Origin of the sequence: Streptomyces sp. NPDC051569 (assembly GCF_044454085.1) — a bacterium.
Classification (GTDB): domain Bacteria; phylum Actinomycetota; class Actinomycetes; order Streptomycetales; family Streptomycetaceae; genus Streptomyces.
Genome location: NZ_JBITDJ010000002.1, coordinates 393,206 through 415,625 on the forward strand (window position 1 = coordinate 393,206; position 22,420 = coordinate 415,625).

Here is a 22,420-nt window from a genome sequence, read left to right on the forward strand (position 1 = left end):
AAGTGGGCCTTCAGGGGGCGCCCGGGTCCCCGCATGCGCGGGGTCGCGTGCGCGGCCCCGCGGACCCCGTAAGCGCGCGACCCCCCGGCGCGTACCGGCCCCGACCCGGCCCCGGTCACGGCTGCCATCTCACCCGGTGTTCGGACAGCTGGGCGAGGACCGCGTGGTTGGCCTCCCAGCCGTCCGGGAATTTCACCGTCACCCCCAGCTGGACCGGCTCGGTCGACGGATGCTCGTCCAGCAGCTCCGCCACGCCCGCGCGGCACACCACCACACAGGCGTGCCGGTGGCGGGAGGCCAGCACACACAGCCGGCCCGTCTCCAGGTGGAACGCCGTCGCGTCGGGCCGGCCGGAGAGCGGGTGGAGCACCACCGTGATATCGAACTCACGGCCCTGGAGGCGGTTCGCCGTGTCCACGGCCACCCCGCTCACGCCCAGCTCCGCGAGGGCCGCCCGGACCGCCGCGGCCTGGTCGCGGTGGGCTGTACCGACCGCGATCCGGTCGGCGGTCACCGGCACCGGGTCCGGCGACCGCTCGCTGGTCGCCACGCCTCCCCGGTCCAGCATCCTGCGGACGACCAGGGCCACGGCCCGGACCGCCTCGGGGTCCGTACGGGGCGTGCGGCGGGCGGGCAGCTCCAGCAGGCCCCAGCCCGACGCGGCCGCCTCGTCCAGCACCCGGTCCGGCCCCGAGCCGTCGGACGCCACCCCGAAGGCCAGCCGCCGGTCGCCGTGGCCCGTGCCGCTGCGGAACGGGGTGTACGGGTAGAACGCGCCCGACACCAGGGGCGCGGCGGACGCCGGCAGCCGCCAGGAGACCGGCAGCCGGTGCTGGGGCAGCTCCGGGTTGTGCGCGAGGAGCGTGGAGACCGCGCTCGCCGACGGGTCGTACGACAGCCCCGCCCACTGGTCCGCGCCCACCACGCTGAACGGGTCCAGCTGGCCGGGGTCGCCGACGAACAGCGCCCGCTCGAAGAGCCCGGCGACGGCGAGCAGGGCGTCCGAACGCATCTGGTACGCCTCGTCGACGATGGCATGCCCCCAGGGCTCGACGCCCTGCACGTGCGCCCACTTCGCGGCCGTCGAGATGACGACGTCGAGGCCCGCCAGATCCGCGGCCTTCGCGGACTTGCGGACGTTCGGCATCTCGTCCAGGGCCTTGTCGTACGGGTCGGGGTCATTGCTGTGCAGCCGGCCGACCGGCAGGTCCGGCTCCTTCTCGGCGAGCCGGGCCACCAGGTCGTCCACCTGCGCGTTGGTCTGCGCGACGACCATCAGCGGCCGCCCCGCCGCCGCCAGCTCCCGCGCGGCCCGCACGACGAGCGTCGACTTGCCGGCGCCGGGCGGCGAGTCGACCACGACGCCCCGGTGGGTGCCGTGGAGGGTGTCGCGCAGGATCGCGTCGGTGGCGCGGCCGGCCGCCGCTCCCGGGTCGAACGTCACAGGAAGTCCTCCTCGGTCACCAGGTCCTGAGCGGGGATCAACGGCGCGGCTTCCGCCGTCTCCTGACCGGCCGGCGGCCCGCCGTGGGTCCAGGGGGTGTCTTCCGGGTCCGGCAGCTTCGGTCCGCCGCGCTGGTCGTGCTCGAAGAGCGTCCAGGCGATCCGGTCGCCCTTCTCCGGTACGGAGCCGGGCGCGGGCTCCTTGCCCCGGCCCATGCGGTCCGTCAGCCGCAGCACCACCAGCATCCCGTCGGACCCGTCGGACCCGTCGAGCCCGTCGGTGGACGACACGAACTCCGCCGTCTGCGGCTTGCCGTCGAGCGACCGGAACACCTTCGCGCGCTCGCCGCCCAGCTGGGGCCGGTCGTCGGTGCGGACCGTGATCAGCGGGCGCGGGGACGGGCGCTTGCTCTCGCTGTACGCCATCACCACCTCCGTCACCTCGCCCAGGAACGCCTCGCCGGAGAGCCTGCGCCCCGCCAGCACCAGCGGATCGTCCAGCGCCTCCTGCGCTTCCAGCCGCGCCTGCGCCGTCTCGCGCGCGGCGAGCTTCCGCGCCGCCGTCACCGCGTCGTCCTGGCGGGGCTGCGGCGGCTCCCCGGCGCGCACCCGGTCGCGATGACCGGTGAACGACCAGCGGTCGGGCGTCCAGCGGTCGGCCACCCGCGCCCCCTCCGGCAGCTCCCGGAGCAGATCCAGACCCCGCCACACCGCGTCCCAGGTGGGCCGCATGACCCCCGCGAGCAGTGCGCGGATCTCCCGCTCGGCGGCGGTCAGCCGGGCCAGCCGCTCCTCCGCCGCCGGGCCGTCCTCCGCCGCCGCGAGGGCCTGCCGCGCCCGGTCGTAGCTCTCGATCGCGGGCGCCAGCAGCCTGTTGTCGAAGGCCGGGTCGGTGGCGGGCCCGGCCGGCGGGCACCACAGCTGCCCGGCCCTGTCCCGCTCCAGCTCCGCCCGCAGCGCGGCCTCGGCCCCCGAGGAGCCCTCCGGGGGATCGATCCAGGAGAGCAGCGCCCCGAGGTGCTGGTCCTCCAGGCTGGACTGGCCGGTCGCCCAGTGCCGGTTCAGCAGGTCCGTCGTCGCGAGCAGCAGGGAGGAGCCCGGCACCCGGGCGCGCTCGCCGTAGTGGGTCAGCCAGCGGCCGAGCAGCGGTACGCGCGGCGGCGCGGGATACGGCGTGTCCGGGTCGTCCTCGGCGGTGCGCCGGAACCGCATCGACCGGCCCAGCAGCCGTACGAAGTCGACGCCGGGCCGGCTCGGCACGATCAGCTGCGGTGCGTCCGCGCACAGCTCGGCCTCGACCCTGACGCGCTTCCCGGTCTCCGGGTCGGTCTCGCTCCGCTCGGCGGGCTCGACGACGTCCGCGTACGCGTCCAGGTACGGCAGCACGGCGTCCGCCAGCTCGGCGAGGAACGCGAACCGCAGATCGCGGTCGCGTGGCTGAGCGACGGTCAGCAGGCGGGGCGCGTCCCGGTCCGTTCCGACGAGCGCGCCGAGCGGGGCGCCGGCCTCACCCGAGGTGGTGAGCGGCACGAGTACGAGCGGCCGGTCCGGGATCCGCCGGTGCCGGACGGTGGCCAGGGGCTGGGCCTGCCCGCTCGTCACGGCCTCCAGCCGCGCGAGGGTACTGATCAACGACATCCGGCACCGCCTTCCGTACGAGGCGCGGGAACCGGGCCCCGGCCGCCGCCCGGCAGGCCCCCCAGCACCTGAGCCCGCAGCTCCGCCGCCCTGCGCAGCGCCGCGACCGTCGGGTCCTCCGGGTCGCCCGCCTCGCCCCGGGCCGCCGCCAGGACCGCGCCGACCGTCGTCAGCCCGCCCAGCTCGCCCCGTACGCTCCGGCCCAGCGCCTCCACCGCACCCTCGGAGCGGGCGCGGCCCCGGCAGTGGAAGGCCAGTTCGCAGGCGGCCAGGCACTCGGGGGCGTACGCGGCGGAGACCGACTCGACCGCCGCCGTCAGCTCCTCGCCCGAGCGCTGCCCGACATCGAAGGTGGTGCCTTCGGGGAGCGCCGCCGCGATGTCCTCGATCCGGGTCAGCCTGGTGAGCTGGCGGCGCGTCACCGACAGCTGCTTGCGTACGTCGACGACGGAGGCGGCCGGCAGGTTGGAGAAGTCCTTGGGGCAGACCAGCAGCACGCGGTGGCCGACCTCGGCGCCCTCGGTGTGGACGGCGACCCGCTCCAGCGCCAGTACGTACACGGCGGCCTGCCGGGCGGCCGCGCCCACCTTCGCCGCGTCCGCCGAACCGTCGATCATCGGGAAGGATTTGATCTCCACGACCGTCCACCGGCCGTCGGGGTGCACGACCACGGCGTCCGGCTCCAGGTAGGCCGGGGACCCCGCGACGTCCAGGGCGAGCAGCGGGTGGTCCAGCAGCGCCCAGGACCCGGCCTCGGTGGCCTCGCGCAGGGCCAGTGCCGTGCGGGCCGTGCGGCCTTCGGGGCCGGCCGCCGACAGGTCGGGGACGAGGACCTCGCCGGGCGTGGGCGCCGGGGCCTCGCCGCCGAGGCGCTCGGAGAGCAGGCGCATCAGTTCCGTACCGCCGTCGGCCTTGACCCTGGCCTCGAAGGCGTTCCCGCGCATGAAGGCGAACTGGGACTGCCCGAACGGGGCGGGCGAGCCGAGCGCTGTCGCGAGCGCCGCTTTGTCGACCCCGGCACCGTCCAGCAGCGCGCGCCGCCGGCAGCCGGGGTTGGCGGCGAGGGCGGCCAGCGCACGGGCGTCGAGCGGATGCGGCGCCACGGCGGGGCCGCGCAGCTCAGCGAGCCGTCGCCGGAGAGTCGTCTGCGGAGGAGGTGCTGGTGCGGGTCCGCTGCCCAGGGAATCGCTCACCCGCCGAAGTCTCCCACCCGCCACTGACAATCGGGGGTGTACGGGTCTCCGGGGACAGCGGGGGCGATGTACGGGACGACGGGGACGACGGGGACGAGTGGGACGTGCGGGACGAGGGCAGCGCCCACGGGAAGCGGGCCGCCGCCGTGGCCCGTATTCGGTCGGTGGCCCGCAGCGCGGGCCCCGTCAGCAGAGCCCCCGCGACCATGACGGCGGCACCCGCGACCGCGTCCAGGAAGTAGTGGTTCGCCGTCCCCATCACCACCACGGTGATGGCGAGCGGATAGGCGAGGCCCAGCCACTTCACGAAGGGCGTACGGGCGTGCCGCCACAGCAGCACCCCGCACCACAGGGCCCATCCGACGTGCAGGCTCGGCATCGCCGCGTACTGGTTGGTCATGCCGCCGAGACCGCGCGGCGCGCTCGCCTCCGTCCCCCACCAGCCGTAGGAGCTGTACTGGGCCATCGTGTCCACGAAGCCGTGTCCGGCCGCCAGCAGCCGGGGCGGGCAGGTGGGCATGAGCGTGAAGCCGACGAGGCCGAGGAGGGTGGAGAGCATCAGCCAGGTGCGGGCGGCCCGGTAGTGGGCGGAGCGGCGGCGGAAGATCCACACGAGGATGGCCGGGGTGACGAGGTAGTGGAGTGCGGCATAGGCGAAGTCGGCGGGTATACCGAGGGTGGGCGTACTGGTGAAGAGCCGGTTGAGCGGGTGCTCGGCATTGAGGAGGAGCGCCTTCTCGACGCGCAGGATCGCCAGCCCGTTGTCGATGGCCGTCGACACGTCGCCGCGCGCCCGCAGGCGGCCCGCCGAGTACGCCCCGTAGACCAGGGCGATGAGCATCAGCTCAGCCCACCAGCGTGGCCGGGGGCGTGACCGGTGGTTCGCGCTGGCGCTGTACGGCATCCGGACGATCTCCATCATGTCTTCATGCGGCTTTGGGCCGCCGTTCAACCGTACGGGGCAAACGATCAGGCCATTCGACCGGGTCTCTCTTCGTATCCGCACGTATCCGTAGGCGGGAACCGCACTCCCGACGCTGAGGGGGACGCCGGGATCACCCTGGAGGTTGCCCGTCGTTCAGGTAGGTGATGATGGAGCGGCACCCGTTGTGAACTTCAGGGAGAGCCTCCATGGCACCGCGCATCCTCCTCGCCCGGCACGGACAGACGGCCTGGTCGCTGTCCGGTCAGCACACCGGCAGGACGGACATTCCGCTGCTCGACGAGGGCCGTCGCGCGGCCAAGCTGCTGGGCGAGCGGCTGCGCCACGAGCCCTGGTCCGGGCTGGCCGGGGCGGAGATCCGCACCAGCCCGCTGGTCCGCGCGAGCGAGACGTGCGAGCTCGCGGGCTTCGGCGACCGTGCCGAACCGTGGGACGCGCTGATGGAGTTCGACTACGGCGCGTACGAGGGCATGACGCCGGCCGAGATCAAGGCGGGCCGTCCCGACTGGTTCATCTGGCGCGACGGCGTCCCGGACGGTGAGAGCCTGGCGCAGGTCTCCGCCCGCGCGGACGAGGTCGTCGACCGGGTGCGCTCGGCCGACCGTGACGTCCTGGTCTTCGGGCACGGGCACATCCTGCGCGCGATCGGCGCGCGCTGGCTGGGCGAGGACATCTCGTTCGCGGCCCGCATCCGGCTCGACCCGACATCGCTCTCGGTCCTCAACTGGGCGTACGGCATGCCCGCGATCGAGGTCTGGAACGACACGGGGCACCTGGCGTCCTGACGCCGTCCCCACGGCCCGGCCCCCCGGCGGGGTTCATCTCCGGGGGTCCGTGGAAGCGTGGCGGTCCAGGAAGGCTCCCACCTCAGGCAGCCGCCGCTGCGGCAGCAGCAGCCGCACCGTGGCCGCGATCCTGGCGTGGATACGGGACGACTGGACGTCGCCCAGCGCGTCGAGCACCTGGTGCCCGGCCGCCGCCGCCTCGTCGTGGGATCCGGCGCGGGCCAGATCGGTGGCCAGATCCGCCCGGTAGAGCGCGAGATTGCGGGCGAAGTGCGGGTCCTGAAGGACCGTCGCGCGGTACGCGTGCCGGGCCGCCCGCGCCCAGTCACCGAGCGTCGCGTGACAGTGCGCCTCCAGCGCCTCCAGTTCGGGCTCACCGAAGAAGGACATCCACTCGGGGTCGGCGTCCGAGGGCCCCCGGTCGAAGAGCCCGTGGGCCAGGGACAGGGCCTGCTCGCACCCCGTACGGTCTCCGAGCCCCGCCCAGCCGCCCGCCTCCCGCAGGGCGAGCAGCGACAGCAGCCGCGACGAGGACAGCCGCCTGCCCGCGCGCCGGCCGGCCTGCGCGGCCCGTACCGCCTCGCGGTACCGGCCCGCGTCCTTGGCCAGGAACGACGTATTGCAGAAGGCGTGCGCCTCCAGCGCCGGATCGCCCGCGAGCCGCGCGGTCGCCAGTGCCTCCGCGTAATGCGAGCGCGCGTCGTCGAAACGGCCGGAGTCATGGGCGAGCCAGCCCACCGAGATGGACAGCTCGCCCGCGCCCGCGTGCAGCCGGTCGGCGGTGGACCGGCGGGTGGCCGTGCCCGCGTCGAGCAGCGCGTACGCGGCGCGCAGTGGCCGCGACGCGCGCTGGTAGAGCCCGTCGGCGCCGTGCCGGTCGTCGAGCAGCCGGATCCGGCGCACCGTCTCCTCGACGGCGCTCACCTCGGCCGCGCCGACGCGCCGGGGCACGGGCACGGCCGAGGCCATGGCGGGTGTGCCGCCGAGGCCGAGGGTGACGATCGCCACCGTGGCGGGACCGCTCTTCATGAATGCGCGGCGCAGCACGTCGCTCTCCTCGCCGGTGTCGCCGTGGTGCGTGGTCGGGGGAGCCGGTGCCTGGGGGGCCGGGACGGGGGCGACCTCCGCCCCGGTGCCGGCGGCGGCCTCCGCCCCGGTGGACCGCGCCGCCCGGCCGCGTACCTGTTCGCGGGCCGAGAAGCCCAGGTCCGTCAGGGTCCGGCCGGGAAACATGTGCAGGAAGACCCGTTCGTACGCGTAGTTGGGGCAGCGGATCTCGCCGGCCTCCACCCGGCCGATATACCGTGCGTCGCAGGCGACCTGTTCGTCGATCTCCCGCGCGGCCCTGCGTACGGCGGCGGCGAACTCACCCGGTGAGCGCCGGCCGCGCAGTTGACGGAAGGCGTGGTTGGGAACTGCCCGAGACGACGCCATGGCCGAGCCCTCCTGGTGCAGCCGGTGGTGCTGCCGGTCGCCCGGCGCCCTGTGGCGGTGGTGCTGGCGGTGGTGCGGTGCGTGCGTGGGGGTGGGTGCGTGCGGGTGCTGACGGGTGGTGTGGGGTGGTACCGGTGACGCGGGCTGTACGGGTGTCGCCGGCGGCGCGGGTGGTGCCCGACTCCGGCCGGCCCGGCGGAGCAAGAACGTACCCGCTGTGATGGGTCGCACACACAGGGTTTCCCAACAAATCGGATATCACGCCCCCGATCTGCCATGAAGTGCCATCCTTTGCGGCGGCGTGCCGCCGTTGCCGTTGACGCCGTGGCGCGTTGAACCCCATGGAGACGCTCAACGCGTCTGCACTCGACGAGGAGGGGTCCCCTTGTTGGAGTTGGAGTTGGAGGTCGGTATGGAGCCCAGCGGCGGGTCGCGGACGACTGATCGGTCCACGGCGGGTGGCATGCCCGCCGGGACCGCCAGGGACACCGGCGACGCCCCTGACCTGGTGACGGTCCCGGCCCGGCAGGGCCTGGAGGCGGTCGACATCCTGCGGCGCGGCGCCACGCCCGCGGTGGGGCCCGTCCTGCACGACGGGTCCTGTGACACGCTCGGCTTCCTGGTGCCGCCGGGTACGGCCGCGGGGTGGGACATGCCGGGCAGTGCCTGTACGCAGACGAACGGGCGAGGCGCCCGCATCCCCGCCGAGCCGCCGGTCACCGGGTCCGGCTGGCTGCTGCCGCCCGAGGCCACGGACCCGGTCACGGACCCGGCGGTGCTGCGGAAAGCGCTGCGCGAGGCGGCGCGGATGATCGAGGCCGCCGACCGATGTCGGTGAACTGACGAGCGGGCCGGGCCGTCCCCCCACGGGGTGGCGGTAGCGGCAGCCGGTCGATAATGGCCAGGTGGCCAAGAACAGACGACGTACGCGAAGCGCTTCCGAGGCCGGGGCCGAGGCCGTGGCCGAGACGGTCGACAGCGGACTTGCCGAGCTGACCCCGGACCGCGAGCGCCCGCGGGCCTGGACGCTGCTGCTCGACGGCGCTCCCCAGTCCCACGTCGACCTCGACGACCCGGCGTACCTGTCCTTCGAGTACCAGCGCAGACTCGGCCATGTCGCCGACCTCGTGGCCCCGGCGAACCAGCCCCTGCAGGTCGTGCATCTCGGCGGCGGCGCCTTCACCCTCGCCCGCTACATCGCCGCCGGTCGTCCCCGCTCCACCCAGCAGATCGTCGAAGTGGACGCGGCTCTCGTCCAGTTCGTCCGCCGACGACTGCCGCTGGACCCCCAAGCGCGGATACGGGTCCGCTCCACCGACGCCCGCGCCGGGCTCGGCAAGATCCCGGACGGCTGGGCGGATCTGGTGATCGCGGACGTGTTCAGCGGCGCCAGGACCCCGGCGCATCTCACCAGCGTCGAGTTCCTCGCGGAGGTGCGGCGCGTCCTCAAGCCGGACGGCCACTACGCCGCGAACCTCGCGGACGGCCCGCCGCTCGCCCATCTGCGCGGCCAGATCGCCACCGCCGCCACCGCCTTCGGGCACCTCGCGCTCGCCGCCGACCCGACGGTGTTCCGTGGCCGCCGCTTCGGCAACGCCGTACTGCTCGCCTCGGACCGCGAACTGCCCGTCGCCGAATTCACCCGCCGTGTCGCGAGCGATCCCCATCCGGGCCGGGTGGAACACGGCCGGGCGCTGGCCGACTTCACCGGCGGGGCGGCCGTGGTCACCGACGCGGCCGCCAAGCCTTCGCCCCTGCCGCCGGACGGCACGTTCAGCGGCTAGGTGTTCTGTCCGGGGAGGTGTGGGCAGGTGACCGCCACGGCACCCGGACATCCCTGGTCGCCGCAGTAACCTGCTCGGATGTCGATCGACTTGTTCGCCGGGATCTACGTCCGGGACTACGAGACCGCGAAAGCCTGGTACGCGCGGGTGCTGGGCTCCGAGCCGGCCTTCCTCCCGTCCGGCACGGAAGCGGTGTGGGAGCTCGCCGAGCACCGGTATCTGTACATCCAGCAGAACGCCGAGGACGCGGGTCACGCCGTCCGGACGATCCTCGTCGACGATCTCGACGCCCGCGTCGCCCGGATCGCCGACCGGGGGATCGAACCCGCCGAGCGGGAGACGTATCCCGACGGTATGCGCAAGGCGGTGTACCGCGATCCCGACGGCAACAGGATCGGCTACGGAGGGCCGCCTCGGTAACGCTGTGGCCGGGGGCCCGCAGGCCACCGGCCGGCGGACGCCGCCCGGTGCCGGCCCCGGCGACTCGCCTCCCCGCGCCACCCGGATGGCGTACGGTGCCGCCCATGCCCAGTGTGCTCGTCGTCGAGGACGACCAGTTCGTGCGCTCCGCCCTCATCAGACACCTGACCGAGGCCTCCCACACCGTGCGGAGCGTCGGTACCGCCCTGGACGCGCTGCGCGAGGTGGCCCATTTCCGGTTCGATGTGGTCATTCTCGGCCTCGGCCTGCCCGATCTCGACGGGTCGGAGGCGCTGCGGATGCTGCGCCGGATCACCGATGTACCGGTGATCATCGCCACCGAGCGGGGCGACGAGTCGGAGATCGTCCGGCTCCTCAACGACGGCGCCGACGACTACCTCACCAAGCCGTTCTCCGTGGAGCACCTGTCCGCCAGGATGGCGGCCGTCCTGCGCCGCTCACGGTCCGTTCCGGGTGGGGCCGTGCCCCGGCGGATGATCCGGGTGGGCGGGCTCACCATCGACCCGCCGCGCCGCCAGGCCGAACTGGACGGGGTCCGTCTGGATCTGACCCGGCGGGAGTTCGACCTGCTGGCCTTCCTCGCCGGACGCCCCGGGGAGGTCGTACCGCGCCGGGAACTGCTCGCCGAGGTGTGGCGGCAGTCGTACGGCGACGACCAGACCATCGACGTCCATCTGTCCTGGCTGCGTCGCAAACTGGGGGAGACGGCCGCCAGGCCGCGCTATCTGCATACCTTGCGCGGCGTCGGGGTGAAGCTGGAGCCGCCGCCGGTCGCGGAGCCGCCTTCCCCGAGCACCTCCTGAGAATCCAACGACCGTACCAAAACGGGTGTTTGTCCGGATCGGGGCGGCTAGCGTGCCGCCGTACCCCCGATCCACAGAGGCAGGCACGTGATGGGCAGCAGGACACACCAGCGCAGGGTGAGCGGCCGGAGCAGGGCGGTGATCGGCGTGCTCGTCACGGCGGCGCTGGCCGGCGGCGCGGCGTTCGCACTCAGGGATACGGATACGGATACCGATGCGGGCGGGGCCGCCGGCGCCGCCGGAGGCTTCGCGCCGTACGTCGACACCTCGCTCCGTCCGGCGATCGACCTGGTGGACACCGCGACCAGGACCGGTGTGAAGGACTTCACGCTCGGTTTCCTCACCTCCGGTGGCGGCTGTGTCCCGCTCTGGGGCGGTGCGGGCGATCTGGACGGAGACCCGGTGGCCGCCCAGATCGGCCGCCTGCGCGCCGGCGGCGGTGACGTACGGGTCTCCTTCGGTGGCGCGTCCGGCAGCGAGCCGGCCCTCAGCTGTCCGTCCGTCCCGGCCCTCGCCGCGGAGTACGGCAAGGTCGTGGACGCGTACCGGCTGACCAAGGTCGACTTCGACATCGAGGGCGCGGCCCTGACGGACACGGCGGCCAACACGCGCCGGGCGCGGGCCGTCGCACGGCTCCAGAAGTCGCACCCCGGTCTGGACGTCTCCTTCACCCTGCCCGTGATGCCGGACGGCCTGACCCGGCCGGGGGTGGATCTGATCGCCGACGCCAGGAGGAACGGCGTCACCGTCGGCACGGTCAACATCATGGCGATGGACTACGGCGCTTCGTACAGCGGTGACATGGCCACGTATGCCGTCCAGGCCGCGACCGCGACGCAGGCGCAGGTCAAGGGCGTGTTCGGCCTGTCGGACGCGGCCGCCTGGAGGGCCGTGGCCGTCACCCCCATGATCGGCGTCAACGACGTGAACACGGAGATCTTCCAGGTCGACGACGCCAGGCGGCTGGTCGCCTTCGCCGCTTCCAAGGGTCTGGGCCGGCTGTCGATGTGGTCCACGGCCCGCGACAGGCAGTGCCCGGGTGGCGCGCGTGACACCGCGGACCCGTCGTGCAGCTCCGTCCCGCAGGAGCCGCTGGCCTTCATGAGCGCTTTCGGCTCGTACGCGTGAGACCGGCCACCTGAGACCGTTCCCCCCAGACCGTTCCGCTCAGGCCGGCCGCGAAGGAGCAGCCACGCAAAAAGATCATCCCCTACCCGTAGTCCCGGGTAGGGGATGATCTTTCAAGGGTGAGTAACGGGACTTGAACCCGCGACATCCTGGACCACAACCAGGTGCTCTGCCAGCTGAGCTATACCCACCATGCCCGGTCTTTTCCCTGACCGGTCGAGAAAAAGTGTACAGGGTCTGCGGGGGTGCTCGCGCCGCTATAAAGGCGCGAGGTGTCAGCCGCCTATTCGGGGGGCAGGACGTGCTTCGCGGCGATCTGCTTGGCCGTGTCGGAGTCCGGGCCGGGCTGCGGGACGAAGACCGCTTCCCGGTAGTAGCGCAGCTCCGCGATGGACTCGCGGATGTCCGCGAGCGCACGGTGGTTGCCACTCTTCTCCGGGCTGTTGAAGTAGGCGCGCGGGTACCAGCGGCGGGCCAGCTCCTTGACCGAGGAGACATCGACGATCCGGTAGTGGAGGTAGTTCTCCAGTGCCGGCATGTCGCGGAAGAGGAAGCCGCGGTCGGTGCCGACCGAGTTTCCGCACAGGGGTGCCTTGCCCGGCTCCTTCACATGCCGGCGTACATACGCCAGCACCTGCGCCTCGGCGTCGGCCAGCGTGGTGCCGCCCGCCAGCTCGTCGAGGAGGCCCGAGGCGGTGTGCATCTGCCGCACCACCTCGGGCATGGTCTCCAGCGCCGCGTCCGGCGGGCGGATCACGATGTCCACCCCTTCACCGAGCACGTTCAGTTCCGAGTCGGTGACCAGTGCGGCCACCTCGATGAGTGCGTCGTCCGCCAACGAGAGCCCGGTCATCTCGCAGTCGATCCACACCATGCGATCGTTCATGTGTCTTACCCTACGGGGCGCTCCGCTGACCGGGCAGACTCGGACGGCCCGGACCTGTCGCGTACACGTCGAAACCAGGCTTGCCGTGCTCCGCGACCGCTGTGGGCGCCGTCCCTCCGCCGGGCCCGCCCGCGCCGCCCGCCCGCCGGGAGTGCACGGACGCCTGGGCCGGTACGACCGGCTCCATGGCTCCCGGCGCCACGGGCTCGCCCTGCGGGCGGCGTGCCCGGTAGGCGGACCGGTAGGCCGCGGGTGAGGAGCCCAGCTGGCGCCGGAAGTGGCCACGCAGCGCCACCGGGGAGCGGAAGCCGCAGCGGCCGGCGACCTCGTCGACCGAATAGTCGGAGGTCTCCAGCAGCCGCTGGGCCTGCAGCACCCGCTGGGTGATCAGCCACTGGAGCGGCGCGCTCCCGGTGAGCGAGCGGAACCGCCGGTCGAAGGTACGGCGGCTCATGTACGCGCGGGCCGCGAGCGTCTCCACGTCGAACTGCTCGTGCAGATGCTCCAGCGCCCAGGCCACGACCTCGGCGAGCGGGTCGGAGCCGATCTCCTCAGGTAAAGACCTGTCGAGGTAGCGTTCCTGACCGCCGCTGCGCCGTGGCGGTACGACGAGTCGGCGGGCGAGTGCCCCGGCGGCCTCCGCACCGTGGTCGGTCCGGACTATGTGCAGACACAGATCGATTCCGGCCGCCGTGCCGGCGGACGTGAGCACGTCGCCGTCGTCGACGAAGAGCTCGCGCGGGTCCACGTGGACGGACGGGTAGCGCTTCGCGAGCGTCGGCGCGTACATCCAGTGCGTGGTGGCCGGGCGGCCGTCCAGCAGGCCGGCGGCGGCGAGCACGAACGCGCCGGTGCACAGACCGACGATCCGCGCGCCCTCCTCATGGGCGCGGCGCAGCGCGTCCAGTGCCTCCGGTGGTGGCGGTGATGTGATCGACCGCCAGGCCGGCACGACCACCGTGCCCGCCCTGCTGATCGCCTCCAGGCCGTACGGCGCTGTGAGTTCGAGACCGCCGGTGGTGCGCAGCGGCCCGTCCTCCCCGGCGCAGACGAGCAGGCGGTAGCGGGGAACCCCGGCGTCCTGGCGGTCGATTCCGAACACGGAGAGCGGGATGGAGCTCTCGAAGATGGGGCCGCCGCTGAAGAGCAGCACGGCGACGACTTCCCGGCGGCGACGCCCGGAAAGCTTCCTTGCTGACTCCGGTGCGGCAGTGGAGTCCTGGCTCATGGCGCTAAGCCCCCCTCGGTGTTCGCGTCTCCCCGTTCTTGTCGGGCCTCTCGCTCTTGCACGATTCCCCTCGGTTTTGCACGGGTCCCCAGTCTTCGCTACTCATGATCGAATCTACTGCGTCCCGTGGTGCCGGCGTGACAAGTTCTCCAACCGCCACTATGTCGACAAGGCAACTTGGCGCGAAGCATTCGATCACGAAGCGTTCCACTCACGGGCCTTGAGTGGAAGTGGGCCTCACACGCATGGCCCGTCCCCGTAGGGTGCGGGAGACCGGTTCGGTCCTTTCTCCGCTGGTGGCAAGGGGGTTGGCGGACCATTTCGGCAAGGGCTCCGCCCCTGCGTGAAGTTGGCTGAAAAGCGATGGGTGCGTCTGTGTGAAGCACGCGGTCCTCATTCAATCCCCCGGCGCACTTCCCTTGCCCGCGTACGAGCCGGAATGCGCCCCCCGGCGTCCCCGGAACCGCCGGCTTTCAGCCGTACCGTACGTCTGTACGGCGGGGCCCTGGCCGCCCGGGCCCCGCGGCTTCCGGTCTCCTCCCCGGCCGGCTCGCCGGTCCGCTTCAGGTCCGCGCCCGGTCCGCGCCCGGTCCGCGCGTCGCGGGGCGCCGGCGGGGGCCCGAGCGGTCCACGACGCGGTCCCGGGACTCTCTCGGGCCGGCGGGGCGCGACGCGGGGCCCGGTGAGGGGCGGAGCGGGTCGGCGGCGGTGTGGTGGCCGTGCGGTGGAGCCGTGTTGCCGGCGTGCCGGACAGCTGTAGTGGCCATCCGGCATTGCGATCCTGCGCGGCCTCGTGCATGCTCCCTTGAACGCCTGGTGCGGGGCGTCAGTCCCTGGGCATGAAGAGGAGTGCCGCCGTACCCTTCGGGGTATGGGGTTGGGAAGATGATTCCCGGACACAGCTCAGCCCGTCACGCCCATCGTTGTTCCACCCCAACAGGATCTCTTTCGCCGAGACACCAATGGCCGGTCACGAAAACCCTGAACCCGCAGACCGCAAGCAGGTAGCCGACCCCTTGTCGGGCCTGCAGGCGGCGGAACAGACGCGCGCCTCCTGCGATCCCGCTTTCCAGCACGGAGTGGTCGTCGGCTTCGACGGCTCCACCTCCAGTGAGCGGGCGCTCGCGTACGCCATCGGCATGGCCAGGCGCCTCGGCTCCGGTCTGATCATCGTCCATGTCGCCAACAGGCTGCCGACCACGGTGTGGGCGGGCTGCGAACCCCCGGTCTTCGTGGACGTACCGGATCACCGTACCGAGGTCCTCGGCCTCGAACTCGCCTGCGCGGACTACCTCGCCGAGGTGCCGTGGATCCTCGTGGAGCGCGGCGGCGACATCTGCCACGAACTCGAAGAGGTCGGCCAGGAGTACTCCGCCGACGCGATCGTCGTCGGATCCACCCACGGCATCGTCGGGCGGATCTTCGGCTCGGTGGCGGGACGGCTGGCGCGGCGCGCGCAGCGGCCCGTCGTGGTCATCCCGTAACCCCGCCGCCGGCATACCGCTCGCCGTTCGCGCATCGCCTCGATTCACGCCGCCCCCGGTTCGTCGCGGGTTGACGTGGGAGCGCATCCGATACCCAGCTGAGAGCCCGTCAATTCCCTTACGTGAAAAGTGAATTAACTCACTCCCAGAGGTGCATCATGTGCCGGTGAAGGGTACATAACGGTCGCTGGTACACAGCACACCACGCACCTCATGAAGGGAGCCCGCCGTGGACAACGACGTCTCTGCGGGAAGCGCTACCTCGACTTCGGTTCTCGGCCATCTCGCGCTGGGACTCACCCTGCTGGCCTTCGGTATCGGCCACACCGGCGCCATCAAAGGAGTGACGGCGGGCGACGCGGTCACGCTCGCGCTGTACGTCGGCGGGATCGCGCTCTTCGTCGCCGGACTGCTCGCCTACCGCGCGGGCGAGTTGTTCTCCGGTTCGGCCTTCGCGGCCCTCGGCGCCTTCTGGTTCACCTGGGGGATCGGGGCCGGTCACCAGGTCACCGCGGACGCGGTCGGGTTCTTCCTGATCCTGTGGGCGCTGCTGGCGCTGAGCCTCACCCTCGGTGCCGCGTCCTCGGGCCCGCTCGTGCAGGGCACGTACGCGCTGTTCGGCGTGGGGCTCGTGCTGCTCGCGATCGGTCAGTTCGCCGACAGCACGGGAATCATCAAGGTGGGCGGCTGGTTCGCCGTCCTGGCGGGACTCGCCTCCTGGTACGCGGCGACGGCGGCGCTGGCCAACTGGCCGGTCGCGCTGCCGGGTCACCGGGCTGCCGGCCGGGGAGTGACGGCCACCGGCTGAGGTAGACACGGGCCGGCGTCTGGCGCCGGCTCCGTCGGAGAGCGTCTCCTGTGCGCCGGGTGGTCGCACGGGAGACGCTCTCGCCACGGAAGAGGCAGGACGGCCGCGGCGCGACCACCCGACCGCGTGACTACTCGACGGTGACGGACTTCGCGAGGTTGCGCGGCTTGTCGATGTCCCGGCCCAGCGCCAGCGCCGTGTGATAGGCCAGCAGTTGGAGCGGGATGCCCAGCAGGATCGGGTCCAGCTCGGTCTCGTTCTTCGGCACGACGATGGTGTGGTCGGCCTTCTCCTGCGGCTGGTGCGCGACCGCGAGGATGCGACCGCTGCGGGCCTTGATCTCCTCCAGCGCCGCGCGGTTCTTCTCCAGCAGGTCGTCGTCGGGGACGATCGCGACCGTCGGCATCGCGGGCTCGATCAGGGCCAGCGGACCGTGTTTCAGCTCGGAGGCCGGGTAGGCCTCGGCGTGGATGTACGAGACCTCCTTGAGCTTCAGCGACGCCTCGCGGGCGACGGGATAGCCGCGCACCCGGCCGATGAACATCATCGACTTGGCCTCCGCGTACTCCCCGGCCAGCTTCGCGATGTCGTCCTCCGTCTCCAGGATCTCGGCGATCTGCGCGGGCAGCTTGCGCAGCCCCTCGATGATCCGCTTGCCGTCGGCGACGGACAGGTCGCGGATCCGGCCCAGGTGCAGCGCGAGCAGCGCGAAGGAGACCACGGTGTTGGTGAAGCACTTGGTGGAGACGACGCAGACCTCGGGGCCCGCGTGCACGTACACCCCGCCGTCGGTCTCCCGGGCGATGGCCGAGCCGACGACGTTCACGATGCCCAGCACCCTCGCGCCCTTGCGCTTGAGTTCCTGGACGGCGGCGAGCACGTCGTACGTCTCGCCCGACTGGGACACCGCGACATAGAGGGTGTCGGGGTCCACGACCGGATTGCGGTAGCGGAACTCGGAGGCGGGTTCCGCGTCCGCCGGGATACGGGCCAGCTCCTCGATCAGCTGCGCGCCGATCATGCCCGCGTGGTACGAGGTGCCGCAGCCGAGGATCTTGATCCGGCGCACCCCGCGCGCCTCGCGGGCGTCCAGGTTGAGGCCGCCCAGGTGCACGGTGGAGAAGCGGTCGTCGATCCGGCCCCGGAGCACCCGGTCCACGGCGTCGGGCTGCTCCGAGATCTCCTTGTGCATGTACGTGTCGTGGCCGCCCATGTCGTACGACTCGGCCTCCCACTCCACGGTGGTCGGCGTGGCCGAGGTGCGCGAGCCCTCGGTGGTGTACGTACGGAAGTCGTCGGCCTTCAGGGTGGCCATCTCGCCGTCCTCAAGGGTGACGACCTGGCGGGTGTGGGAGACCAGCGCGGCCACGTCGGAGGCGACGAACATCTCCTTCTCGCCGATGCCGAGGACGACCGGCGAGCCGTTGCGGGCGACGACGATCCGGTCCGCGAAGTCGGCGTGCAGCACGGCGATGCCGTACGTGCCCTCGATCAGCTGGAGCGCCTGGCGGACCTTCTCCTCCAGGGTCGGGGCCTGGGAGCGGGCGATGAGGTGGGTCAGTACCTCGGTGTCGGTCTCGGAGAGGAACACCACCCCGTCCGCCTCCAGCTTCACGCGCAGCTCGGAGGCGTTGTCGATGATGCCGTTGTGGACGAGGGCGACCTTGCCCTCCGGGTCCAGGTGCGGGTGCGCGTTCTCGTCGCTCGGAGCGCCGTGGGTGGCCCAGCGGGTGTGCGCGATGCCGGTGGTGCCGGCGAACCGCTTGGGGACGCGGGCCTCCAGCTCGCGGACCCGGCCCTTGGCCTTGACCATCTTCAGCGTGGCGGCCTTGCCCGCGGCCGGCTTGCCGGTGATGACGATGCCGGCGGAGTCGTACCCCCGGTACTCCAGCCGCTGCAGGCCCTCCAGCAGCAGCGGAGCCACGTCACGCTTTCCGATGTATCCGACGATTCCGCACATACGGTGTCTTCCCCTTCTGATTTACGGTCGGCCCGCACTGCTGTCAGCCGTAGACGATGCGGCGCAACTGCCGGAGCGAGAGCTCCGCGGGCGCCACCGCGCGATGCGGCAACTCGGCCGCGATCCGCTCGAAGATCTCCGCGTTCACCGCGCCACCCGACTGCATCTCGCGGTGGCGGCGGCGGACGAACTCCTCGGTCGTCTCGTCGAAGTACGCCAGCACATCGAGTACCACCCGGGCCGCCTCACCGCGCTGGAGCGAGGTGCTGCGGACCAGATGGTCGATGAGGTCGTCGTACGACGGGCGGCGTTCGAGCACCTGTTGATATTGCTGGCGCGCGAGGTCCTTCGCAACATTTCTGCCCGATATCGGGCAAGGATCGCCGGTTCGAGGTCGAAAATGGAGCCGAATTGCGGACTGAAGGGGACTGAAGCGAAGTGAAGCGGACCGAGGCTGATCAAAGGGGAGAAAAGGCGCCGGGTGTGCTCTCGGTGTCCGGGTGTGCCCTCGGTGTCCCGGTGAGGGGGTCGGGAGTCAGCCGGCCTTCTTCGCGTTCTCGATGGCTTCGGCCAGAGCGTCCAGGATCGGTGCGCACTTGGCGTACGAGAAGATCGGCTCGGTGGTGCGCGGGACGACCTGGCCGGCCTTGACCGCCGGGAGCCGCGCCCAGGTCGGCTTCGAGGTGAGGGCGGCGGGCTGGAGGGCCGAGGTGCGATTGTCCATCATGATGATGTCGGCGTCGTACTTGCCGACGTTCTCCCAGCTCAGCTCCTCGAAGAAGCCCTGTCCCGACACCTTGGGCTCGACGAACCTCACGCCCAGCTGCTGGAAGTAGAGCGTGTCGGCGGACGTCTTCGCGAGCGAGACGTAGAAGAGGTCCTGGCTGGCCGAGGCGACCAGTACCGTGATCTCGGGCTTGGACTTGGCGGCCGCGCGCAGTCGCGCGGCGGCCTTCTCGAAGCGGGCCTTGGCGTCCGTGACCTCCGGGGCCTTGAGGTCGGCGCCGAGGGATTCGGCGAGCTCCGCGTGGCGCTGGATCGCCTGGGGCATGGTGGTCTCCGCCGCCCACAGGGCCACGCTCGGGGCCAGCTTGAGGATCTTGTCCTTGGACTGGTCCGGCACGTACCAGAGTTCGTTCTTCAGCCACTGCGCGGTGACCAGCAGGTCGGGGCTCAGTGCCGCGTACCGCTCGACGTTGAACTCGCCCCAGGCGTTGCCGAGTATCTCGACCTTGCTGATGTCGAGGTCGCCGGCCTGCACGTCGGGCTTGCCGTCTGCGGTCCTGGTCGGGCCGAAGACGCCCTTCACCTCGACGCCGTAGTCGTGCAGCGCGGCGGCGGTGCCGGTGAAGGCGACGATGTTCTTCGGCGTGCTCCCGGCCTTCGCGGTCACGCCCCGGTCGTCCTTGAACGACCAGGGGCCCGGCTTCGCGGCGCCCGAGTCCGTGGAGCCGCCGTTCGCGTCGCTGTCGCCGTCGCCGCAGGCGGCGAGCGCGGCGGCAAGGCCGACGGCGCCCCCGGCGGCGAGCAGGCCGCGACGGGTGAGGGGGGAAACTCGGGCAGTGGGCATGGTGGGTCCGCTTTCGTACGTGCCGGGGGCCGGGGGACGGCCGACGGGCCGTCGAAGGCAGGTTAGCCTAGCCTTACCTACTCGTCGGCGCCGCCCCGGACCAATGGCGGCACAGTCGGCACAGTCGCGACCGGGTGATCGCTGACTCGCCGCTGCCGCGGATTCGCCGGCGTTCGAAGCCATTCCGTCGGTCTGACGATCGCGCCGTACTGACGGGTGGGCGACGTGCCCAGGTGAACTGGCGGCACATCAAATTTCCTTGCGGAGTAGGCGACTTGGGGGGAAAGGGGTGCGCGCAATGGAGTTTCGCCGCGTGTGTCGCCGCCCGCCGGATGTCGTCGCATCGCCCTGGTCTGCGCATCTCATAAAAGAGCGACTTTGAAATCGCCCTGATGTGCTCCTGATCCAGGAGGTCTCTCCAGGGAAACCTCGAATCTCGCTCCGGCACATGATTTTTCTGTGTCTTTTTGATCAGTGCGGCTCTAATGTTGTCGTCACACGCCGCTCGCCAGGGGGCGAAGGGGGGAGGGGAATTACATGGGACTCAAACTCAGCAGAGCCGCTGTGGGAACGACCGCTGTTGTCGCGCTTCTGACAGGGGCCGACAGGCATGGCCGCCGCGGCTTCCGCAGATGAAACGCCGAGTGATTCGGTGGTGAACACCACCCCGCCGACGCAGCCGGAGGAGTCCCTCACTGAGCTTCCGGCGGGCTGGACGCCCGGCGACGAGGCGACCGGCAACCCTTCGGAGATCTCTCCGAGCAGTCAGTACTGCGAGCCCGTCGACGCTCCGGCTCGCAAGACGACGAACAGCAACTACGGGGTCTACCGACTCAAGACGACCGGTACCAGCTACCGCTACTACACCAACTGTTCGACGACTCCGAAGAGCACCGTGACCAGCTACGCGCCTTACAAGAACGGCTGGTACCTGTGGGAAAGCTAGACATTCCGGCCTTCGGTCCGATGCCTCGCGTCCGAGTCGCATTCCTCGGCGTCTTGTCGTGCATCGCCGGATTGAATGCGTGCACTGACAGCAGCACTGCCTCAAAACCTGATGCGGTGACTTCTGCTACGGCTGATGCCCCGGAGTACACGGGAAGCAAGTCAAGCGAATCTGCCTCCGTGGCGCCGACCCTCCCCGAAGGGAAGGTCCTGGCCTCGGTTGATGTCGGCAATGGCAATCAGGAAGTCGAGATACCGGGGGAGTTCATTCGGGACCGGTATCGATCGCCGTGAACTGTCAAGGAGCGGGAGTGATTACCGTTACTCTGCAGCCGGTGGCACTCGGTTTCCCCCTCGAATGTACTGCGGGCGAAGTCAGCAGCACCTACAACCAGATCGATCTCAAGAGTCGTGGAAAGGAGGCCTCGATCAAAATTGAGGCTCCTGGCGACGTCCACTGGTCCATGACTGTCGGCCAGTAGACGACCCCGTGATCCCGTGATCCGGGCAATCCGCGATGTATGCGGTGACCGCTCTTCCCCTCGCAGTGGGGCGAGGCGGGGCAGATGCTCTCACCTCGACCCTGAGGCGGCGATCACGCTGATGAACCGCCACATCACCCGGCCGGGCCGTCCGCAGACCCCGTTGCCGTCCAGCCCGTTCACGCAGGCGGCCCGGGCCCGGTCGGCGGGCACAGCCTGTTCCGGGTCCCGGTCGGGGCCCGGAACGCGCCGTCGTGCTCAGACATGGCGGTGCGGCGGCTGAGGGCTGTCGCGTGGATGATCAGCCGGTCAGGCCCAGTTCGCGGGCGATCAGCATGCGCTGGACCTCGCTGGTGCCCTCGCCGATCTCCAGGATCTTGGAGTCGCGCCACATCCGGGCCACCGGGTACTCGTTCATGAAGCCGTAGCCGCCGTGGATCTGGGTGGCCTCGCGGGCGTTGTCGACGGCGACCGTGGACGAGTACAGCTTCGCCAGCGCCGCCTCCTTCTTGAACGGCTCGCCGAGGACGAGCCGGGACGCCGCGTCCCGCCAGCCGATCCGCGCCATGTGCGCGCGCATCTCCATGTCGGCGATCTTGAACTGGATGGCCTGGTTGGCGCCGATCGGGCGCCCGAAGGCGTGCCGCTCCCTGGCGTACGTGACCGACTCGTCGACGCAGCCCTGGGCCAGGCCCGTCGCCAGAGCGGAGATCGCGATCCGGCCCTCGTCGAGGATGCGGAGGAACTGGGCGTACCCGCGACCCTCCTCGCCGAGCAGATTCGCCAGCGGGACCCGTACGTCGGAGAAGGACAGCTCGCGGGTGTCCGACGCGTTCCAGCCGACCTTGGAGTAGGGGGCGGCGACGGTGAAGCCGGGGGTGCCGGAGGGGACGATGATCGCCGAGATCTCCGGGCGGCCGTCGTCCTTGCGGCCGGTCACCGCCGTGACGGTGACCAGGCCCGTGATGTCCGTGCCCGAGTTGGTGATGAAGCACTTGGTGCCGTTGATCACCCACGCGTCGCCGTCGCGGACGGCCGTGGTGCGTGTGCCGCCCGCGTCGGAGCCGCAGTCCGGCTCGGTGAGCCCGAACGCGCCGAGCAGTTCGCCCGAGCACAGGCGCGGCAGCCACTCCCGCTTCTGCTCCTCCGTACCGAAGCGGTAGACGGGCATGGCGCCCAGCGAGACGCCCGCCTCCAGGGTGATCGCCACCGAGGAGTCCACCCGGGCCAGCTCTTCGAGGGCGATGCCGAGGGCGAGGTAGTCGCCGCCCATGCCCCCGTACTCCTCAGGGAAGGGCAGGCCGAACAGCCCCATCCGTCCCATCTCGGCGACGATCTCGTACGGGAATTCGTGCCGCTCGTAGAAGTCGCCGATCTTGGGCGCCACCACTTCGTGGGCGAACTCCTCGACGGTGCGGCGCAGTTCTTCGTGCTCGGCGGAGAGCCGGTGGTCCAGGGACATCGG

At 71.4% G+C, this 22,420-nt stretch carries 19 protein-coding genes, 1 tRNA gene and 1 pseudogene; 9 read left to right on the forward strand and 12 right to left on the reverse strand.

Features of this window, described 5'->3' with window-relative positions; genetic code table 11:
* Window positions 1-115: 115 nt before the first annotated feature.
* The 4 genes from ACIBAE_RS04755 to ACIBAE_RS04770 are packed head-to-tail and all read right to left on the reverse strand — an operon-like array spanning window position 116 to window position 5,193.
* Entirely contained in the window at window positions 116-1,444 is a 1,329-nt protein-coding gene (locus tag ACIBAE_RS04755; RefSeq protein ID WP_399282354.1) for an AAA domain-containing protein, read from the reverse strand.
* Window positions 1,441-3,081, reverse strand: coding sequence for a hypothetical protein (locus ACIBAE_RS04760; RefSeq protein WP_399282355.1), 1,641 nt, complete (start codon window positions 3,079-3,081; stop codon window positions 1,441-1,443). Before ACIBAE_RS04760 ends, ACIBAE_RS04755 begins: the two co-directional genes overlap by 4 nt.
* A complete protein-coding gene (locus ACIBAE_RS04765) occupies window positions 3,072-4,274 on the reverse strand; it encodes a hypothetical protein (RefSeq protein ID WP_399282356.1) in 1,203 nt (400 codons plus the stop codon). The genes ACIBAE_RS04760 and ACIBAE_RS04765 overlap by 10 nt, the downstream gene beginning before the upstream one ends.
* Window positions 4,201-5,193 carry a phosphatase PAP2 family protein gene (locus tag ACIBAE_RS04770; RefSeq protein ID WP_399282572.1) on the reverse strand — a complete coding sequence of 331 codons (993 nt, stop codon included), beginning with the start codon at window positions 5,191-5,193 and terminating at the stop codon, window positions 4,201-4,203. Before ACIBAE_RS04770 ends, ACIBAE_RS04765 begins: the two co-directional genes overlap by 74 nt.
* A 212-nt stretch (window positions 5,194-5,405) precedes the next feature.
* Here ACIBAE_RS04770 and ACIBAE_RS04775 point away from each other — a divergent pair, with 212 nt between their 5' ends.
* A complete protein-coding gene (locus ACIBAE_RS04775) occupies window positions 5,406-6,002 on the forward strand; it encodes a histidine phosphatase family protein (protein WP_399282357.1) in 597 nt (198 codons plus the stop codon).
* A 33-nt stretch (window positions 6,003-6,035) separates the two neighbouring features.
* On the opposite strand, the gene ACIBAE_RS04780 is transcribed toward ACIBAE_RS04775, so the two are convergent.
* Window positions 6,036-7,436, reverse strand: a complete 1,401-nt coding sequence (locus ACIBAE_RS04780) for a tetratricopeptide repeat protein (RefSeq protein ID WP_399282358.1) — start codon at window positions 7,434-7,436, stop codon at window positions 6,036-6,038.
* 463 nt (window positions 7,437-7,899) lie between these two features.
* On the opposite strand from ACIBAE_RS04780, the gene ACIBAE_RS04785 reads away from it, so the two are divergent.
* The 5 genes and pseudogenes from ACIBAE_RS04785 to ACIBAE_RS04805 all read left to right on the forward strand — a co-directional run.
* Window positions 7,900-8,274, forward strand: a complete 375-nt coding sequence (locus ACIBAE_RS04785; RefSeq protein ID WP_399282359.1) for a hypothetical protein — start codon at window positions 7,900-7,902, stop codon at window positions 8,272-8,274.
* Window positions 8,275-8,341: 67 nt separating this feature from the next.
* A complete protein-coding gene (locus tag ACIBAE_RS04790) occupies window positions 8,342-9,220 on the forward strand; it encodes a spermidine synthase (RefSeq protein WP_399282360.1) in 879 nt (292 codons plus the stop codon).
* Window positions 9,221-9,298: 78 nt separating this feature from the next.
* A complete protein-coding gene (locus tag ACIBAE_RS04795; protein ID WP_399282361.1) occupies window positions 9,299-9,640 on the forward strand; it encodes a VOC family protein in 342 nt (113 codons plus the stop codon).
* A 104-nt stretch (window positions 9,641-9,744) separates the two neighbouring features.
* A complete protein-coding gene (locus tag ACIBAE_RS04800) occupies window positions 9,745-10,464 on the forward strand; it encodes a response regulator transcription factor (RefSeq protein WP_399282362.1) in 720 nt (239 codons plus the stop codon).
* A gap of 198 nt (window positions 10,465-10,662) precedes the next feature.
* Window positions 10,663-11,592 (forward strand): annotated as a pseudogene (locus tag ACIBAE_RS04805) (chitinase); the annotation flags it as partial.
* A 118-nt stretch (window positions 11,593-11,710) separates the two neighbouring features.
* Here ACIBAE_RS04805 and ACIBAE_RS04810 read toward each other — a convergent pair.
* The 3 genes from ACIBAE_RS04810 to ACIBAE_RS04820 all read right to left on the reverse strand — a co-directional run bounded on the left by ACIBAE_RS04810 (window position 11,711) and on the right by ACIBAE_RS04820 (window position 13,706).
* Window positions 11,711-11,783 (reverse strand) — tRNA-His (locus ACIBAE_RS04810).
* 92 nt (window positions 11,784-11,875) lie between these two features.
* Complete coding sequence (gene orn, locus ACIBAE_RS04815) at window positions 11,876-12,478, reverse strand: oligoribonuclease (RefSeq protein WP_399282363.1); 603 nt, start codon at window positions 12,476-12,478, stop codon at window positions 11,876-11,878.
* Window positions 12,479-12,488: 10 nt separating this feature from the next.
* Window positions 12,489-13,706 (reverse strand): GlxA family transcriptional regulator, encoded by a 1,218-nt coding sequence (locus ACIBAE_RS04820; protein ID WP_399282364.1) that lies wholly within the window; start codon window positions 13,704-13,706, stop codon window positions 12,489-12,491.
* A gap of 962 nt (window positions 13,707-14,668) precedes the next feature.
* On the opposite strand from ACIBAE_RS04820, the gene ACIBAE_RS04825 reads away from it, so the two are divergent.
* Both ACIBAE_RS04825 and ACIBAE_RS04830 read left to right on the forward strand, forming a co-directional pair.
* Window positions 14,669-15,190 carry a universal stress protein gene (locus ACIBAE_RS04825; RefSeq protein ID WP_399282365.1) on the forward strand — a complete coding sequence of 174 codons (522 nt, stop codon included), beginning with the start codon at window positions 14,669-14,671 and terminating at the stop codon, window positions 15,188-15,190.
* A gap of 229 nt (window positions 15,191-15,419) precedes the next feature.
* Window positions 15,420-15,998: an acetate uptake transporter gene (locus ACIBAE_RS04830; RefSeq protein ID WP_399282366.1), complete on the forward strand. Its 579-nt coding sequence runs from the start codon at window positions 15,420-15,422 to the stop codon at window positions 15,996-15,998.
* Between the two features lie 130 nt (window positions 15,999-16,128).
* On the opposite strand, the gene glmS is transcribed toward ACIBAE_RS04830, so the two are convergent.
* The 3 genes from glmS to ACIBAE_RS04845 all read right to left on the reverse strand — a co-directional run bounded on the left by glmS (window position 16,129) and on the right by ACIBAE_RS04845 (window position 19,528).
* Window positions 16,129-17,958 carry a glutamine--fructose-6-phosphate transaminase (isomerizing) gene (gene glmS / locus ACIBAE_RS04835; protein ID WP_399282367.1) on the reverse strand — a complete coding sequence of 610 codons (1,830 nt, stop codon included), beginning with the start codon at window positions 17,956-17,958 and terminating at the stop codon, window positions 16,129-16,131.
* A 43-nt stretch (window positions 17,959-18,001) separates the two neighbouring features.
* Window positions 18,002-18,277 (reverse strand): hypothetical protein, encoded by a 276-nt coding sequence (locus ACIBAE_RS04840; protein ID WP_399282368.1) that lies wholly within the window; start codon window positions 18,275-18,277, stop codon window positions 18,002-18,004.
* A 216-nt stretch (window positions 18,278-18,493) separates the two neighbouring features.
* On the reverse strand, window positions 18,494-19,528 hold the full coding sequence (locus tag ACIBAE_RS04845; RefSeq protein WP_399282369.1) for an ABC transporter substrate-binding protein: 1,035 nt from the start codon (window positions 19,526-19,528) through the stop codon (window positions 18,494-18,496).
* A gap of 655 nt (window positions 19,529-20,183) precedes the next feature.
* Between ACIBAE_RS04845 and ACIBAE_RS04850 the strand changes: the two genes are divergently transcribed.
* On the forward strand, window positions 20,184-20,474 hold the full coding sequence (locus ACIBAE_RS04850; protein WP_399282370.1) for a hypothetical protein: 291 nt from the start codon (window positions 20,184-20,186) through the stop codon (window positions 20,472-20,474).
* Window positions 20,475-21,256: 782 nt separating this feature from the next.
* Here ACIBAE_RS04850 and ACIBAE_RS04855 read toward each other — a convergent pair.
* Entirely contained in the window at window positions 21,257-22,417 is a 1,161-nt protein-coding gene (locus ACIBAE_RS04855) for an acyl-CoA dehydrogenase family protein (RefSeq protein ID WP_399282371.1), read from the reverse strand.
* Window positions 22,418-22,420: the final 3 nt, after the last annotated feature.